11 rRNA genes and 1 other annotated feature are annotated in these 19556 nt (G+C 49.0%); all 11 genes read right to left on the bottom strand.

Going from position 1 to position 19556, the window contains the following annotated elements:
• Window positions 1-7: 7 nt before the first annotated feature.
• The 11 genes from ACJZU6_RS14600 to rrf (ACJZU6_RS14650) all read right to left on the bottom strand — a co-directional run bounded on the left by ACJZU6_RS14600 (window position 8) and on the right by rrf (ACJZU6_RS14650) (window position 18494).
• Window positions 8-1552 (bottom strand): 16S ribosomal RNA (locus ACJZU6_RS14600).
• 422 nt (window positions 1553-1974) lie between these two features.
• A 5S ribosomal RNA gene (gene rrf, locus ACJZU6_RS14605) occupies window positions 1975-2090 on the bottom strand.
• A 137-nt stretch (window positions 2091-2227) separates the two neighbouring features.
• Window positions 2228-5121: ribosomal RNA gene (locus ACJZU6_RS14610) — 23S ribosomal RNA — on the bottom strand.
• Window positions 5122-5487: 366 nt separating this feature from the next.
• Window positions 5488-7032, bottom strand: a 16S ribosomal RNA gene (locus ACJZU6_RS14615).
• A 420-nt stretch (window positions 7033-7452) separates the two neighbouring features.
• Window positions 7453-7568 (bottom strand): 5S ribosomal RNA (gene rrf / locus ACJZU6_RS14620).
• A gap of 137 nt (window positions 7569-7705) precedes the next feature.
• Window positions 7706-10599 (bottom strand): 23S ribosomal RNA (locus tag ACJZU6_RS14625).
• Between the two features lie 366 nt (window positions 10600-10965).
• Window positions 10966-12510, bottom strand: a 16S ribosomal RNA gene (locus ACJZU6_RS14630).
• Between the two features lie 420 nt (window positions 12511-12930).
• Window positions 12931-13046: ribosomal RNA gene (rrf, locus tag ACJZU6_RS14635) — 5S ribosomal RNA — on the bottom strand.
• A 137-nt stretch (window positions 13047-13183) separates the two neighbouring features.
• Window positions 13184-16077, bottom strand: a 23S ribosomal RNA gene (locus ACJZU6_RS14640).
• Between the two features lie 335 nt (window positions 16078-16412).
• Window positions 16413-17957: ribosomal RNA gene (locus ACJZU6_RS14645) — 16S ribosomal RNA — on the bottom strand.
• A gap of 421 nt (window positions 17958-18378) precedes the next feature.
• Window positions 18379-18494: ribosomal RNA gene (gene rrf, locus ACJZU6_RS14650) — 5S ribosomal RNA — on the bottom strand.
• Together the 16S, 23S and 5S rRNA genes form the textbook arrangement of a ribosomal RNA operon.
• A 137-nt stretch (window positions 18495-18631) precedes the next feature.
• Window positions 18632-19556, bottom strand: a sequence feature (23S ribosomal RNA rRNA prediction is too short).

Consider the following 19556-nt stretch of genomic DNA (forward strand, 5'->3'; position numbering starts at 1 on the left):
CTTTAGGTAAGGAGGTGATCCAGCCCCAGGTTCCCCTAGGGCTACCTTGTTACGACTTCACCCCAGTCATGAACCACACCGTGGTAAACGCCCTCCCGAAGGTTAAGCTATCTACTTCTGGTGCAGCCCACTCCCATGGTGTGACGGGCGGTGTGTACAAGGCCCGGGAACGTATTCACCGTGACATTCTGATTCACGATTACTAGCGATTCCGACTTCATGGAGTCGAGTTGCAGACTCCAATCCGGACTACGACGTACTTTGTGGGATTCGCTCACTATCGCTAGCTTGCAGCCCTCTGTATACGCCATTGTAGCACGTGTGTAGCCCTACTCGTAAGGGCCATGATGACTTGACGTCGTCCCCACCTTCCTCCGGTTTATCACCGGCAGTCTCCCTGGAGTTCCCACCATTACGTGCTGGCAAACAAGGATAAGGGTTGCGCTCGTTGCGGGACTTAACCCAACATTTCACAACACGAGCTGACGACAGCCATGCAGCACCTGTCTCAGAGTTCCCGAAGGCACTAAGCTATCTCTAGCGAATTCTCTGGATGTCAAGAGTAGGTAAGGTTCTTCGCGTTGCATCGAATTAAACCACATGCTCCACCGCTTGTGCGGGCCCCCGTCAATTCATTTGAGTTTTAATCTTGCGACCGTACTCCCCAGGCGGTCTACTTAACGCGTTAGCTCCGAAAGCCACGGCTCAAGGCCACAACCTTCAAGTAGACATCGTTTACGGCGTGGACTACCAGGGTATCTAATCCTGTTTGCTCCCCACGCTTTCGCATCTGAGCGTCAGTCTTTGTCCAGGGGGCCGCCTTCGCCACCGGTATTCCTTCAGATCTCTACGCATTTCACCGCTACACCTGAAATTCTACCCCCCTCTACAAGACTCTAGTCTGCCAGTTCAAAATGCTGTTCCGAGGTTGAGCCCCGGGCTTTCACATCTTGCTTAACAGACCGCCTGCATGCGCTTTACGCCCAGTAATTCCGATTAACGCTCGCACCCTCCGTATTACCGCGGCTGCTGGCACGGAGTTAGCCGGTGCTTCTTCTGTTGCTAACGTCAAACAGCCAAGCTATTAACTTAACTGCCTTCCTCACAACTGAAAGTACTTTACAACCCGAAGGCCTTCTTCATACACGCGGCATGGCTGCATCAGGGTTTCCCCCATTGTGCAATATTCCCCACTGCTGCCTCCCGTAGGAGTCTGGACCGTGTCTCAGTTCCAGTGTGGCTGATCATCCTCTCAGACCAGCTAGGGATCGTCGCCTTGGTGAGCCATTACCCCACCAACTAGCTAATCCCACCTGGGCTAATCCTGACGCGAGAGGCCCGAAGGTCCCCCTCTTTGCTCCGAAGAGATTATGCGGTATTAGCTATCGTTTCCAATAGTTATCCCCCACATCAGGGTATATTCCCAGGCATTACTCACCCGTCCGCCGCTCGTCAGCAAAGAAAGCAAGCTTTCTTTCTGTTACCGCTCGACTTGCATGTGTTAGGCCTGCCGCCAGCGTTCAATCTGAGCCATGATCAAACTCTTCAATTAAAGTTTTGTTGTCTCTTTCGAGACGGCTCAATGAATACTGACTTCAAAACTACCTTAGTAATTTTAAAGCTATTACCATTCCAACAGAATGGTAATGAATTGACTGTGCCAAAATAACTTACGTTATTTTGTATTGGTCACTCAGTTCATTGATAAATCTTTCGACTTAACTATTCAACGAGTGCCCACACAGATTGCATGGTCAAATTGTTAAAGAACGTTGACTTTCAATGTCTTAGCGCATTACGCTTCAGCAAGTCAGGTGGCGTATAATACGCTTTTCTGATATTCAGTCAAGACAAAATTTTATTCTTTTTTATCAATCGATTAAAAAGTAAAAACTTTCTGTTGACGTCGCTCACATTACAATCAGTAAGAGCGAAATAAAAGCCCGTTCATTGAACGGGCTTTCATAAATTTTAGCCTGGCGATGTCCTACTCTCACATGGGGAGACCCCACACTACCATCGGCGCTATTACGTTTCACTACTGAGTTCGGCATGGGATCAGGTGGGTCCATAACGCTATGGTCGCCAAGCAAATTCTGGTTTATTTATTGTCTTATGACAATAAATAGCAATCTGGGAAAATCTAACTAGTTGTTCTCAACACGCATTCAAGCGTTTGTAGAGTCCGTCTCTTCTCTTATGAGAAGGAAAACCCCTTGGGTGTTGTATGGTTAAGCCTCACGGGCAATTAGTATCAGTTAGCTCAATGCCTCGCAGCACTTACACACCTGACCTATCAACGTTGTAGTCTTCAACAACCCTTTAGAGACCTTAAAGGTCTAGGGATGACTCATCTTGAGGCTCGCTTCCCGCTTAGATGCTTTCAGCGGTTATCGATTCCGAACTTAGCTACCGGGCAATGCATCTGGCGATACAACCCGAACACCAGCGGTTCGTCCACTCCGGTCCTCTCGTACTAGGAGCAGCCCCTCTCAATCATCCAACGCCCACGGCAGATAGGGACCGAACTGTCTCACGACGTTCTAAACCCAGCTCGCGTACCACTTTAAATGGCGAACAGCCATACCCTTGGGACCGACTTCAGCCCCAGGATGTGATGAGCCGACATCGAGGTGCCAAACACCGCCGTCGATATGAACTCTTGGGCGGTATCAGCCTGTTATCCCCGGAGTACCTTTTATCCGTTGAGCGATGGCCCTTCCATTCAGAACCACCGGATCACTATGACCTGCTTTCGCACCTGCTCGAATTGTCATTCTCGCAGTCAAGCGGGCTTATGCCATTGCACTAACCTCACGATGTCCGACCGTGATTAGCCCACCTTCGTGCTCCTCCGTTACTCTTTGGGAGGAGACCGCCCCAGTCAAACTACCCACCAGGCACTGTCCGTAACCCCGATAAGGGGTCAACGTTAGAACATCAAGCATACAAGGGTGGTATTTCAAGATTGACTCCACAACCACTGGCGCGGTTGCTTCAACGTCTCCCACCTATCCTACACATGTAGGGTCAATGTTCAGTGCCAAGCTATAGTAAAGGTTCACGGGGTCTTTCCGTCTAGCCGCGGGTACACAGCATCTTCACTGCGATTTCAATTTCACTGAGTCTCGGGTGGAGACAGCGTGGCCATCATTACGCCATTCGTGCAGGTCGGAACTTACCCGACAAGGAATTTCGCTACCTTAGGACCGTTATAGTTACGGCCGCCGTTTACCGGGGCTTCGATCAAGAGCTTCGACCGAAGTCTAACCCCATCAATTAACCTTCCGGCACCGGGCAGGCGTCACACCGTATACGTCATCTTTCGATTTTGCACAGTGCTGTGTTTTTAATAAACAGTTGCAGCCACCTGGTATCTGCGACTCCCGGCAGCTTAGAGAGCAAGTCTCATCACCGCTAGGAGCGTACCTTCTCCCGAAGTTACGGTACCATTTTGCCTAGTTCCTTCACCCGAGTTCTCTCAAGCGCCTTGGTATTCTCTACCTGATCACCTGTGTCGGTTTGGGGTACGATTTCTTATAATCTGAAGCTTAGAAGCTTTTCCCGGAAGCATGGCATCAATGACTTCACTACCGTAGTAGCTCGACATCGTATCTCAGCCTTAAGATGAACCGGATTTGCCTAATTCATCAGCCTACATACTTGGACCTGGACAACCGTCGCCAGGCTCACCTAGCCTTCTCCGTCCCTCCATCGCAATTATAAGAAGTACGGGAATATTAACCCGTTTCCCATCGACTACGCCTTTCGGCCTCGCCTTAGGGGTCGACTTACCCTGCCCCGATTAACGTTGGACAGGAACCCTTGATCTTCCGGCGAGGGAGTTTTTCACTCCCTTTATCGTTACTCATGTCAGCATTCGCACTTCTGATACCTCCAGCACACTTTACAATGCACCTTCAACGGCTTACAGAACGCTCCCCTACCCAATATGAACAAGTTCATATTGCCGCAGCTTCGGTGTATAGCTTAGCCCCGTTAAATCTTCCGCGCAGGCCGACTCGACCAGTGAGCTATTACGCTTTCTTTAAATGATGGCTGCTTCTAAGCCAACATCCTGGCTGTCTGAGCCTTCCCACATCGTTTCCCACTTAGCTATAACTTTGGGACCTTAGCTGGCGGTCTGGGTTGTTTCCCTCTTCACGACGGACGTTAGCACCCGCCGTGTGTCTCCCGGATATTACTTACTGGTATTCGGAGTTTGCAAAGGGTTGGTAAGTCGGGATGACCCCCTAGCCTTAACAGTGCTCTACCCCCAGTAGTATTCGTCCGAGGCGCTACCTAAATAGCTTTCGGGGAGAACCAGCTATCTCCGAGTTTGATTGGCCTTTCACCCCTAGCCACAAGTCATCCGCTAATTTTTCAACATTAGTCGGTTCGGTCCTCCAGTAAGTGTTACCTCACCTTCAACCTGCCCATGGCTAGATCACTCGGTTTCGGGTCTAATCCTAGCAACTATGACGCCCAGTTAAGACTCGGTTTCCCTACGGCTCCCCTAAACGGTTAACCTTGCTACTAAAATTAAGTCGCTGACCCATTATACAAAAGGTACGCAGTCACCCAACAAGTGGGCTCCTACTGCTTGTACGTACACGGTTTCAGGTTCTATTTCACTCCCCTCACAGGGGTTCTTTTCGCCTTTCCCTCACGGTACTGGTTCACTATCGGTCAGTCAGGAGTATTTAGCCTTGGAGGATGGTCCCCCCATGTTCAAACAGGATATCACGTGTCCCGTCCTACTCGATTTCACTAATAATGCATTTTTGGTTACGGGGCTATCACCCTGTATCGCGGTACTTTCCAGAACCTTCACCTAACGCAGAACTAGCTTAAGGGCTAATCCGGTTTCGCTCGCCGCTACTACCGGAATCTCGGTTGATTTCTCTTCCTCGGGGTACTTAGATGTTTCAGTTCCCCCGGTTTGCCTCATTAACCTATGTATTCAGTTAATGATACTTGCTTATGCAAGTGGGTTTCCCCATTCGGAAATCCCAGACTCAAGAGGCTTTTACTGCCTAATCTGGGCTTATCGCAAGTTAATACGTCCTTCATCGCCTCTGACTGCCAAGGCATCCACCGTGTACGCTTAGTCACTTAACCATACAACCCCAAGAGGTCTTGTATGTTCAAACAACCAAGGTTTGCGTTTAATACTCCGATCAAGAAAATATTAAACATTGGTTTTTCGCCGGACTCATTTATTTGTCTTCACTTTAAAAAGTGAAAGCAAACACAGACACTTGAATGTGTATGTTTTGAGAACTCGTTTTTATTCAAAGAATAAAAACATTTTTAAAATTAATCTTTCGATTAAATTTACTAGTCAGCTTTCCAGATTGTTAAAGAGCATAACGCAAAAGCGTTAATCAATGCGTTTGCATTAATTAGCACTTTCGCTATTTTCTAATAACTAATTTTACCAAGCAATCTGTGTGGACACTGCATAAAACAGTATAAGTCTTTAGGTAAGGAGGTGATCCAGCCCCAGGTTCCCCTAGGGCTACCTTGTTACGACTTCACCCCAGTCATGAACCACACCGTGGTAAACGCCCTCCCGAAGGTTAAGCTATCTACTTCTGGTGCAGCCCACTCCCATGGTGTGACGGGCGGTGTGTACAAGGCCCGGGAACGTATTCACCGTGACATTCTGATTCACGATTACTAGCGATTCCGACTTCATGGAGTCGAGTTGCAGACTCCAATCCGGACTACGACGTACTTTGTGGGATTCGCTCACTATCGCTAGCTTGCAGCCCTCTGTATACGCCATTGTAGCACGTGTGTAGCCCTACTCGTAAGGGCCATGATGACTTGACGTCGTCCCCACCTTCCTCCGGTTTATCACCGGCAGTCTCCCTGGAGTTCCCACCATTACGTGCTGGCAAACAAGGATAAGGGTTGCGCTCGTTGCGGGACTTAACCCAACATTTCACAACACGAGCTGACGACAGCCATGCAGCACCTGTCTCAGAGTTCCCGAAGGCACTAAGCTATCTCTAGCGAATTCTCTGGATGTCAAGAGTAGGTAAGGTTCTTCGCGTTGCATCGAATTAAACCACATGCTCCACCGCTTGTGCGGGCCCCCGTCAATTCATTTGAGTTTTAATCTTGCGACCGTACTCCCCAGGCGGTCTACTTAACGCGTTAGCTCCGAAAGCCACGGCTCAAGGCCACAACCTTCAAGTAGACATCGTTTACGGCGTGGACTACCAGGGTATCTAATCCTGTTTGCTCCCCACGCTTTCGCATCTGAGCGTCAGTCTTTGTCCAGGGGGCCGCCTTCGCCACCGGTATTCCTTCAGATCTCTACGCATTTCACCGCTACACCTGAAATTCTACCCCCCTCTACAAGACTCTAGTCTGCCAGTTCAAAATGCTGTTCCGAGGTTGAGCCCCGGGCTTTCACATCTTGCTTAACAGACCGCCTGCATGCGCTTTACGCCCAGTAATTCCGATTAACGCTCGCACCCTCCGTATTACCGCGGCTGCTGGCACGGAGTTAGCCGGTGCTTCTTCTGTTGCTAACGTCAAACAGCCAAGCTATTAACTTAACTGCCTTCCTCACAACTGAAAGTACTTTACAACCCGAAGGCCTTCTTCATACACGCGGCATGGCTGCATCAGGGTTTCCCCCATTGTGCAATATTCCCCACTGCTGCCTCCCGTAGGAGTCTGGACCGTGTCTCAGTTCCAGTGTGGCTGATCATCCTCTCAGACCAGCTAGGGATCGTCGCCTTGGTGAGCCATTACCCCACCAACTAGCTAATCCCACCTGGGCTAATCCTGACGCGAGAGGCCCGAAGGTCCCCCTCTTTGCTCCGAAGAGATTATGCGGTATTAGCTATCGTTTCCAATAGTTATCCCCCACATCAGGGTATATTCCCAGGCATTACTCACCCGTCCGCCGCTCGTCAGCAAAGAAAGCAAGCTTTCTTTCTGTTACCGCTCGACTTGCATGTGTTAGGCCTGCCGCCAGCGTTCAATCTGAGCCATGATCAAACTCTTCAATTAAAGTTTTGTTGTCTCTTTCGAGACGGCTCAATGAATACTGACTTCAAAACTACCTTAGTAATTTTAAAGCTATTACCATTCCAACAGAATGGTAATGAATTGACTGTGCCAAATAACCGTAGTTATTTGTATTGGTCACTCAGTTCATTGATAAATCTTTCGACTTAACTATTCAACGAGTGCCCACACAGATTGCATGGTCAAATTGTTAAAGAACGTTGACTTTCAATGCCTTAGCGCATTACGCTTCAGCAAGTCAGGTGGCGTATAATACGCTTTTCTGATATTCAGTCAAGACAAAATTTTATTCTTTTTTATCAATCGATTAAAAAGTAAAAACTTTCTGTTGACGTCGCTCACATTACAATCAGTAAGAGCGAAATAAAAGCCCGTTCATTGAACGGGCTTTCATAAATTTGAGCCTGGCGATGTCCTACTCTCACATGGGGAGACCCCACACTACCATCGGCGCTATTACGTTTCACTACTGAGTTCGGCATGGGATCAGGTGGGTCCATAACGCTATGGTCGCCAAGCAAATTCTGGTTTATTTATTGTCTTATGACAATAAATAGCAATCTGGGAAAATCTAACTAGTTGTTCTCAACACGCATTCAAGCGTTTGCAGAGTCCGTCTCTTCTCTTATGAGAAGGAAAACCCCTTGGGTGTTGTATGGTTAAGCCTCACGGGCAATTAGTATCAGTTAGCTCAATGCCTCGCAGCACTTACACACCTGACCTATCAACGTTGTAGTCTTCAACAACCCTTTAGAGACCTTAAAGGTCTAGGGATGACTCATCTTGAGGCTCGCTTCCCGCTTAGATGCTTTCAGCGGTTATCGATTCCGAACTTAGCTACCGGGCAATGCATCTGGCGATACAACCCGAACACCAGCGGTTCGTCCACTCCGGTCCTCTCGTACTAGGAGCAGCCCCTCTCAATCATCCAACGCCCACGGCAGATAGGGACCGAACTGTCTCACGACGTTCTAAACCCAGCTCGCGTACCACTTTAAATGGCGAACAGCCATACCCTTGGGACCGACTTCAGCCCCAGGATGTGATGAGCCGACATCGAGGTGCCAAACACCGCCGTCGATATGAACTCTTGGGCGGTATCAGCCTGTTATCCCCGGAGTACCTTTTATCCGTTGAGCGATGGCCCTTCCATTCAGAACCACCGGATCACTATGACCTGCTTTCGCACCTGCTCGAATTGTCATTCTCGCAGTCAAGCGGGCTTATGCCATTGCACTAACCTCACGATGTCCGACCGTGATTAGCCCACCTTCGTGCTCCTCCGTTACTCTTTGGGAGGAGACCGCCCCAGTCAAACTACCCACCAGGCACTGTCCGTAACCCCGATAAGGGGTCGACGTTAGAACATCAAGCATACAAGGGTGGTATTTCAAGATTGACTCCACAACCACTGGCGCGGTTGCTTCAACGTCTCCCACCTATCCTACACATGTAGGGTCAATGTTCAGTGCCAAGCTATAGTAAAGGTTCACGGGGTCTTTCCGTCTAGCCGCGGGTACACAGCATCTTCACTGCGATTTCAATTTCACTGAGTCTCGGGTGGAGACAGCGTGGCCATCATTACGCCATTCGTGCAGGTCGGAACTTACCCGACAAGGAATTTCGCTACCTTAGGACCGTTATAGTTACGGCCGCCGTTTACCGGGGCTTCGATCAAGAGCTTCGACCGAAGTCTAACCCCATCAATTAACCTTCCGGCACCGGGCAGGCGTCACACCGTATACGTCATCTTTCGATTTTGCACAGTGCTGTGTTTTTAATAAACAGTTGCAGCCACCTGGTATCTGCGACTCCCGGCAGCTTAGAGAGCAAGTCTCATCACCGCTAGGAGCGTACCTTCTCCCGAAGTTACGGTACCATTTTGCCTAGTTCCTTCACCCGAGTTCTCTCAAGCGCCTTGGTATTCTCTACCTGATCACCTGTGTCGGTTTGGGGTACGATTTCTTATAATCTGAAGCTTAGAAGCTTTTCCCGGAAGCATGGCATCAATGACTTCACTACCGTAGTAGCTCGACATCGTATCTCAGCCTTAAGATGAACCGGATTTGCCTAATTCATCAGCCTACATACTTGGACCTGGACAACCGTCGCCAGGCTCACCTAGCCTTCTCCGTCCCTCCATCGCAATTATAAGAAGTACGGGAATATTAACCCGTTTCCCATCGACTACGCCTTTCGGCCTCGCCTTAGGGGTCGACTTACCCTGCCCCGATTAACGTTGGACAGGAACCCTTGATCTTCCGGCGAGGGAGTTTTTCACTCCCTTTATCGTTACTCATGTCAGCATTCGCACTTCTGATACCTCCAGCACACTTTACAATGCACCTTCAACGGCTTACAGAACGCTCCCCTACCCAATATGAACAAGTTCATATTGCCGCAGCTTCGGTGTATAGCTTAGCCCCGTTAAATCTTCCGCGCAGGCCGACTCGACCAGTGAGCTATTACGCTTTCTTTAAATGATGGCTGCTTCTAAGCCAACATCCTGGCTGTCTGAGCCTTCCCACATCGTTTCCCACTTAGCTATAACTTTGGGACCTTAGCTGGCGGTCTGGGTTGTTTCCCTCTTCACGACGGACGTTAGCACCCGCCGTGTGTCTCCCGGATAGTACTTACTGGTATTCGGAGTTTGCAAAGGGTTGGTAAGTCGGGATGACCCCCTAGCCTTAACAGTGCTCTACCCCCAGTAGTATTCGTCCGAGGCGCTACCTAAATAGCTTTCGGGGAGAACCAGCTATCTCCGAGTTTGATTGGCCTTTCACCCCTAGCCACAAGTCATCCGCTAATTTTTCAACATTAGTCGGTTCGGTCCTCCAGTAAGTGTTACCTCACCTTCAACCTGCCCATGGCTAGATCACTCGGTTTCGGGTCTAATCCTAGCAACTATGACGCCCAGTTAAGACTCGGTTTCCCTACGGCTCCCCTAAACGGTTAACCTTGCTACTAAAATTAAGTCGCTGACCCATTATACAAAAGGTACGCAGTCACCCAACAAGTGGGCTCCTACTGCTTGTACGTACACGGTTTCAGGTTCTATTTCACTCCCCTCACAGGGGTTCTTTTCGCCTTTCCCTCACGGTACTGGTTCACTATCGGTCAGTCAGGAGTATTTAGCCTTGGAGGATGGTCCCCCCATGTTCAAACAGGATATCACGTGTCCCGTCCTACTCGATTTCACTAATAATGCATTTTTGGTTACGGGGCTATCACCCTGTATCGCGGTACTTTCCAGAACCTTCACCTAACGCAGAACTAGCTTAAGGGCTAATCCGGTTTCGCTCGCCGCTACTACCGGAATCTCGGTTGATTTCTCTTCCTCGGGGTACTTAGATGTTTCAGTTCCCCCGGTTTGCCTCATTAACCTATGTATTCAGTTAATGATACTTGCTTATGCAAGTGGGTTTCCCCATTCGGAAATCCCAGACTCAAGAGGCTTTTACTGCCTAATCTGGGCTTATCGCAAGTTAATACGTCCTTCATCGCCTCTGACTGCCAAGGCATCCACCGTGTACGCTTAGTCACTTAACCATACAACCCCAAGAGGTCTTGTATGTTCAAACAACCAAGGTTTGCGTTTAATACTCCGATCAAGAAAATATTAAACATTGGTTTTTCGCCGGACTCATTTATTTGTCTTCACTTTAAAAAGTGAAAGCAAACACAGACACTTGAATGTGTATGTTTTGAGAACTCGTTTTTATTCAAAGAATAAAAACATTTTTAAAATTAATCTTTCGATTAAATTTACTAGTCAGCTTTCCAGATTGTTAAAGAGCATAACGCAAAAGCGTTAATCAATGCGTTTGCATTAATTAGCACTTTCGCTATTTTCTAATAACTAATTTTACCAAGCAATCTGTGTGGACACTGCATAAAACAGCATAAGTCTTTAGGTAAGGAGGTGATCCAGCCCCAGGTTCCCCTAGGGCTACCTTGTTACGACTTCACCCCAGTCATGAACCACACCGTGGTAAACGCCCTCCCGAAGGTTAAGCTATCTACTTCTGGTGCAGCCCACTCCCATGGTGTGACGGGCGGTGTGTACAAGGCCCGGGAACGTATTCACCGTGACATTCTGATTCACGATTACTAGCGATTCCGACTTCATGGAGTCGAGTTGCAGACTCCAATCCGGACTACGACGTACTTTGTGGGATTCGCTCACTATCGCTAGCTTGCAGCCCTCTGTATACGCCATTGTAGCACGTGTGTAGCCCTACTCGTAAGGGCCATGATGACTTGACGTCGTCCCCACCTTCCTCCGGTTTATCACCGGCAGTCTCCCTGGAGTTCCCACCATTACGTGCTGGCAAACAAGGATAAGGGTTGCGCTCGTTGCGGGACTTAACCCAACATTTCACAACACGAGCTGACGACAGCCATGCAGCACCTGTCTCAGAGTTCCCGAAGGCACTAAGCTATCTCTAGCGAATTCTCTGGATGTCAAGAGTAGGTAAGGTTCTTCGCGTTGCATCGAATTAAACCACATGCTCCACCGCTTGTGCGGGCCCCCGTCAATTCATTTGAGTTTTAATCTTGCGACCGTACTCCCCAGGCGGTCTACTTAACGCGTTAGCTCCGAAAGCCACGGCTCAAGGCCACAACCTTCAAGTAGACATCGTTTACGGCGTGGACTACCAGGGTATCTAATCCTGTTTGCTCCCCACGCTTTCGCATCTGAGCGTCAGTCTTTGTCCAGGGGGCCGCCTTCGCCACCGGTATTCCTTCAGATCTCTACGCATTTCACCGCTACACCTGAAATTCTACCCCCCTCTACAAGACTCTAGTCTGCCAGTTCAAAATGCTGTTCCGAGGTTGAGCCCCGGGCTTTCACATCTTGCTTAACAGACCGCCTGCATGCGCTTTACGCCCAGTAATTCCGATTAACGCTCGCACCCTCCGTATTACCGCGGCTGCTGGCACGGAGTTAGCCGGTGCTTCTTCTGTTGCTAACGTCAAACAGCCAAGCTATTAACTTAACTGCCTTCCTCACAACTGAAAGTACTTTACAACCCGAAGGCCTTCTTCATACACGCGGCATGGCTGCATCAGGGTTTCCCCCATTGTGCAATATTCCCCACTGCTGCCTCCCGTAGGAGTCTGGACCGTGTCTCAGTTCCAGTGTGGCTGATCATCCTCTCAGACCAGCTAGGGATCGTCGCCTTGGTGAGCCATTACCCCACCAACTAGCTAATCCCACCTGGGCTAATCCTGACGCGAGAGGCCCGAAGGTCCCCCTCTTTGCTCCGAAGAGATTATGCGGTATTAGCTATCGTTTCCAATAGTTATCCCCCACATCAGGGTATATTCCCAGGCATTACTCACCCGTCCGCCGCTCGTCAGCAAAGAAAGCAAGCTTTCTTTCTGTTACCGCTCGACTTGCATGTGTTAGGCCTGCCGCCAGCGTTCAATCTGAGCCATGATCAAACTCTTCAATTAAAGTTTTGTTGTCTCTTTCGAGACGGCTCAATGAATACTGACTTCAAAACTACCTTAGTAATTTTAAAGCTATTACCATTCCAACAGAATGGTAATGAATTGACTGTGCCAAATAACTTACGTTATTTGTATTGGTCACTCAGTTCATTGATAAATCTTTCGACTTAACTATTCAACGAGTGCCCACACAGATTGCATGGTCAAATTGTTAAAGAACGTTGACTTTCAATGCCTTAGCGCATTACGCTTCAGCAAGTCAGGTGGCGTATAATACGCTTTTCTGATATTCAGTCAAGACAAAATTTTATTCTTTTTTATCAATCGATTAAAAAGTAAAAACTTTCTGTTGACGTCGCTCACATTACAATCAGTAAGAGCGAAATAAAAGCCCGTTCATTGAACGGGCTTTCATAAATTTTAGCCTGGCGATGTCCTACTCTCACATGGGGAGACCCCACACTACCATCGGCGCTATTACGTTTCACTACTGAGTTCGGCATGGGATCAGGTGGGTCCATAACGCTATGGTCGCCAAGCAAATTCTGGTTTATTTATTGTCTTATGACAATAAATAGCAATCTGGGAAAATCTAACTAGTTGTTCTCAACACGCATTCAAGCGTTTGCAGAGTCCGTCTCTTCTCTTATGAGAAGGAAAACCCCTTGGGTGTTGTATGGTTAAGCCTCACGGGCAATTAGTATCAGTTAGCTCAATGCCTCGCAGCACTTACACACCTGACCTATCAACGTTGTAGTCTTCAACAACCCTTTAGAGACCTTAAAGGTCTAGGGATGACTCATCTTGAGGCTCGCTTCCCGCTTAGATGCTTTCAGCGGTTATCGATTCCGAACTTAGCTACCGGGCAATGCATCTGGCGATACAACCCGAACACCAGCGGTTCGTCCACTCCGGTCCTCTCGTACTAGGAGCAGCCCCTCTCAATCATCCAACGCCCACGGCAGATAGGGACCGAACTGTCTCACGACGTTCTAAACCCAGCTCGCGTACCACTTTAAATGGCGAACAGCCATACCCTTGGGACCGACTTCAGCCCCAGGATGTGATGAGCCGACATCGAGGTGCCAAACACCGCCGTCGATATGAACTCTTGGGCGGTATCAGCCTGTTATCCCCGGAGTACCTTTTATCCGTTGAGCGATGGCCCTTCCATTCAGAACCACCGGATCACTATGACCTGCTTTCGCACCTGCTCGAATTGTCATTCTCGCAGTCAAGCGGGCTTATGCCATTGCACTAACCTCACGATGTCCGACCGTGATTAGCCCACCTTCGTGCTCCTCCGTTACTCTTTGGGAGGAGACCGCCCCAGTCAAACTACCCACCAGGCACTGTCCGTAACCCCGATAAGGGGTCAACGTTAGAACATCAAGCATACAAGGGTGGTATTTCAAGATTGACTCCACAACCACTGGCGCGGTTGCTTCAACGTCTCCCACCTATCCTACACATGTAGGGTCAATGTTCAGTGCCAAGCTATAGTAAAGGTTCACGGGGTCTTTCCGTCTAGCCGCGGGTACACAGCATCTTCACTGCGATTTCAATTTCACTGAGTCTCGGGTGGAGACAGCGTGGCCATCATTACGCCATTCGTGCAGGTCGGAACTTACCCGACAAGGAATTTCGCTACCTTAGGACCGTTATAGTTACGGCCGCCGTTTACCGGGGCTTCGATCAAGAGCTTCGACCGAAGTCTAACCCCATCAATTAACCTTCCGGCACCGGGCAGGCGTCACACCGTATACGTCATCTTTCGATTTTGCACAGTGCTGTGTTTTTAATAAACAGTTGCAGCCACCTGGTATCTGCGACTCCCGGCAGCTTAGAGAGCAAGTCTCATCACCGCTAGGAGCGTACCTTCTCCCGAAGTTACGGTACCATTTTGCCTAGTTCCTTCACCCGAGTTCTCTCAAGCGCCTTGGTATTCTCTACCTGATCACCTGTGTCGGTTTGGGGTACGATTTCTTATAATCTGAAGCTTAGAAGCTTTTCCCGGAAGCATGGCATCAATGACTTCACTACCGTAGTAGCTCGACATCGTATCTCAGCCTTAAGATGAACCGGATTTGCCTAATTCATCAGCCTACATACTTGGACCTGGACAACCGTCGCCAGGCTCACCTAGCCTTCTCCGTCCCTCCATCGCAATTATAAGAAGTACGGGAATATTAACCCGTTTCCCATCGACTACGCCTTTCGGCCTCGCCTTAGGGGTCGACTTACCCTGCCCCGATTAACGTTGGACAGGAACCCTTGATCTTCCGGCGAGGGAGTTTTTCACTCCCTTTATCGTTACTCATGTCAGCATTCGCACTTCTGATACCTCCAGCACACTTTACAATGCACCTTCAACGGCTTACAGAACGCTCCCCTACCCAATATGAACAAGTTCATATTGCCGCAGCTTCGGTGTATAGCTTAGCCCCGTTAAATCTTCCGCGCAGGCCGACTCGACCAGTGAGCTATTACGCTTTCTTTAAATGATGGCTGCTTCTAAGCCAACATCCTGGCTGTCTGAGCCTTCCCACATCGTTTCCCACTTAGCTATAACTTTGGGACCTTAGCTGGCGGTCTGGGTTGTTTCCCTCTTCACGACGGACGTTAGCACCCGCCGTGTGTCTCCCGGATAGTACTTACTGGTATTCGGAGTTTGCAAAGGGTTGGTAAGTCGGGATGACCCCCTAGCCTTAACAGTGCTCTACCCCCAGTAGTATTCGTCCGAGGCGCTACCTAAATAGCTTTCGGGGAGAACCAGCTATCTCCGAGTTTGATTGGCCTTTCACCCCTAGCCACAAGTCATCCGCTAATTTTTCAACATTAGTCGGTTCGGTCCTCCAGTAAGTGTTACCTCACCTTCAACCTGCCCATGGCTAGATCACTCGGTTTCGGGTCTAATCCTAGCAACTATGACGCCCAGTTAAGACTCGGTTTCCCTACGGCTCCCCTAAACGGTTAACCTTGCTACTAAAATTAAGTCGCTGACCCATTATACAAAAGGTACGCAGTCACCCAACAAGTGGGCTCCTACTGCTTGTACGTACACGGTTTCAGGTTCTATTTCACTCCCCTCACAGGGGTTCTTTTCGCCTTTCCCTCACGGTACTGGTTCACTATCGGTCAGTCAGGAGTATTTAGCCTTGGAGGATGGTCCCCCCATGTTCAAACAGGATATCACGTGTCCCGTCCTACTCGATTTCACTAATAATGCATTTTTGGTTACGGGGCTATCACCCTGTATCGCGGTACTTTCCAGAACCTTCACCTAACGCAGAACTAGCTTAAGGGCTAATCCGGTTTCGCTCGCCGCTACTACCGGAATCTCGGTTGATTTCTCTTCCTCGGGGTACTTAGATGTTTCAGTTCCCCCGGTTTGCCTCATTAACCTATGTATTCAGTTAATGATACTTGCTTATGCAAGTGGGTTTCCCCATTCGGAAATCCCAGACTCAAGAGGCTTTTACTGCCTAATCTGGGCTTATCGCAAGTTAATACGTCCTTCATCGCCTCTGACTGCCAAGGCATCCACCGTGTACGCTTAGTCACTTAACCATACAACCCCAAGAGGTCTTGTATGTTCAAACAACCAAGGTTTGCGTTTAATACTCCGATCAAGAAAATATTAAACATTGGTTTTTCGCCGGACTCGATACAAGACACTTGAATGTGTGTTGTTTTGAGAACTCGTTTTTATTCAAAGAATAAAAACATTTTTAAAATTAATCTTTCGATTAAATTTACTAGTCAGCTTTCCAGATTGTTAAAGAGCATAACGCAAAAGCGTTAATCAATGCGTTTGCATTAATTAGCACTTTCGCTATTTTCTAATAACTAATTTTACCAAGCAATCTGTGTGGACACTGCATAAAACAGCATAAGTCTTTAGGTAAGGAGGTGATCCAGCCCCAGGTTCCCCTAGGGCTACCTTGTTACGACTTCACCCCAGTCATGAACCACACCGTGGTAAACGCCCTCCCGAAGGTTAAGCTATCTACTTCTGGTGCAGCCCACTCCCATGGTGTGACGGGCGGTGTGTACAAGGCCCGGGAACGTATTCACCGTGACATTCTGATTCACGATTACTAGCGATTCCGACTTCATGGAGTCGAGTTGCAGACTCCAATCCGGACTACGACGTACTTTGTGGGATTCGCTCACTATCGCTAGCTTGCAGCCCTCTGTATACGCCATTGTAGCACGTGTGTAGCCCTACTCGTAAGGGCCATGATGACTTGACGTCGTCCCCACCTTCCTCCGGTTTATCACCGGCAGTCTCCCTGGAGTTCCCACCATTACGTGCTGGCAAACAAGGATAAGGGTTGCGCTCGTTGCGGGACTTAACCCAACATTTCACAACACGAGCTGACGACAGCCATGCAGCACCTGTCTCAGAGTTCCCGAAGGCACTAAGCTATCTCTAGCGAATTCTCTGGATGTCAAGAGTAGGTAAGGTTCTTCGCGTTGCATCGAATTAAACCACATGCTCCACCGCTTGTGCGGGCCCCCGTCAATTCATTTGAGTTTTAATCTTGCGACCGTACTCCCCAGGCGGTCTACTTAACGCGTTAGCTCCGAAAGCCACGGCTCAAGGCCACAACCTTCAAGTAGACATCGTTTACGGCGTGGACTACCAGGGTATCTAATCCTGTTTGCTCCCCACGCTTTCGCATCTGAGCGTCAGTCTTTGTCCAGGGGGCCGCCTTCGCCACCGGTATTCCTTCAGATCTCTACGCATTTCACCGCTACACCTGAAATTCTACCCCCCTCTACAAGACTCTAGTCTGCCAGTTCAAAATGCTGTTCCGAGGTTGAGCCCCGGGCTTTCACATCTTGCTTAACAGACCGCCTGCATGCGCTTTACGCCCAGTAATTCCGATTAACGCTCGCACCCTCCGTATTACCGCGGCTGCTGGCACGGAGTTAGCCGGTGCTTCTTCTGTTGCTAACGTCAAACAGCCAAGCTATTAACTTAACTGCCTTCCTCACAACTGAAAGTACTTTACAACCCGAAGGCCTTCTTCATACACGCGGCATGGCTGCATCAGGGTTTCCCCCATTGTGCAATATTCCCCACTGCTGCCTCCCGTAGGAGTCTGGACCGTGTCTCAGTTCCAGTGTGGCTGATCATCCTCTCAGACCAGCTAGGGATCGTCGCCTTGGTGAGCCATTACCCCACCAACTAGCTAATCCCACCTGGGCTAATCCTGACGCGAGAGGCCCGAAGGTCCCCCTCTTTGCTCCGAAGAGATTATGCGGTATTAGCTATCGTTTCCAATAGTTATCCCCCACATCAGGGTATATTCCCAGGCATTACTCACCCGTCCGCCGCTCGTCAGCAAAGAAAGCAAGCTTTCTTTCTGTTACCGCTCGACTTGCATGTGTTAGGCCTGCCGCCAGCGTTCAATCTGAGCCATGATCAAACTCTTCAATTAAAGTTTTGTTGTCTCTTTCGAGACGGCTCAATGAATACTGACTTCAAAACTACCTTAGTAATTTTAAAGCTATTACCATTCCAACAGAATGGTAATGAATTGACTGTGCCAAATAACTTACGTTATTTTGTATTGGTCACTCAGTTCATTGATAAATCTTTCGACTTAACTATTCAACGAGTGCCCACACAGATTGCATGGTCAAATTGTTAAAGAACGTTGACTTTCAATGCCTTAGCGCATTACGCTTCAGCAAGTCAGGTGGCGTATAATACGCTTTTCTGATATTCAGTCAAGACAAAATTTTATTCTTTTTTATCAATCGATTAAAAAGTAAAAACTTTCTGTTGACGTCGCTCACATTACAATCAGTAAGAGCGAAATAAAAGCCCGTTCATTGAACGGGCTTTCATAAATTTTAGCCTGGCGATGTCCTACTCTCACATGGGGAGACCCCACACTACCATCGGCGCTATTACGTTTCACTACTGAGTTCGGCATGGGATCAGGTGGGTCCATAACGCTATGGTCGCCAAGCAAATTCTGGTTTATTTATTGCCTTATGACAATAAATAGCAATCTGGGAAAATCTAACTAGTTGTTCTCAACACGCATTCAAGCGTTTGCAGAGTCCGTCTCTTCTCTTATGAGAAGGAAAACCCCTTGGGTGTTGTATGGTTAAGCCTCACGGGCAATTAGTATCAGTTAGCTCAATGCCTCGCAGCACTTACACACCTGACCTATCAACGTTGTAGTCTTCAACAACCCTTTAGAGACCTTAAAGGTCTAGGGATGACTCATCTTGAGGCTCGCTTCCCGCTTAGATGCTTTCAGCGGTTATCGATTCCGAACTTAGCTACCGGGCAATGCATCTGGCGATACAACCCGAACACCAGCGGTTCGTCCACTCCGGTCCTCTCGTACTAGGAGCAGCCCCTCTCAATCATCCAACGCCCACGGCAGATAGGGACCGAACTGTCTCACGACGTTCTAAACCCAGCTCGCGTACCACTTTAAATGGCGAACAGCCATACCCTTGGGACCGACTTCAGCCCCAGGATGTGATGAGCCGACATCGAGGTGCCAAACACCGCCGTCGATATGAACTCTTGGGCGGTATCAGCCTGTTATCCCCGGAGTACCTTTTATCCGTTGAGCGATGGCCCTTCCATTCAGAACCACCGGATCACTATGACCTGCTTTCGCACCTGCTCGAATTGTCATTCTCGCAGTCAAGCGGGCTTATGCCATTGCACTAACCTCACGATGTCCGACCGTGATTAGCCCACCTTCGTGCTCCTCCGTTACTCTTTGGGAGGAGACCGCCCCAGTCAAACTACCCACCAGGCACTGTCCGTAACCCCGATAAGGGGTCAACGTTAGAACATCAAGCATACAAGGGTGGTATTTCAAGATTGACTCCACAACCACTGGCGCGGTTGCTTCAACGTCTCCCACCTATCCTACACATGTAGGGTCAATGTTCAGTGCCAAGCTATAGTAAAGGTTCACGGGGTCTTTCCGTCTAGCCGCGGGTACACAGCATCTTCACTGCGATTTCAATTTCACTGAGTCTCGGGTGGAGACAGCGTGGCCATC

The sequence above is a fragment of the Photobacterium piscicola genome, from assembly GCF_046058925.1.
Taxonomy (GTDB): Bacteria; Pseudomonadota; Gammaproteobacteria; order Enterobacterales; family Vibrionaceae; genus Photobacterium; species Photobacterium piscicola.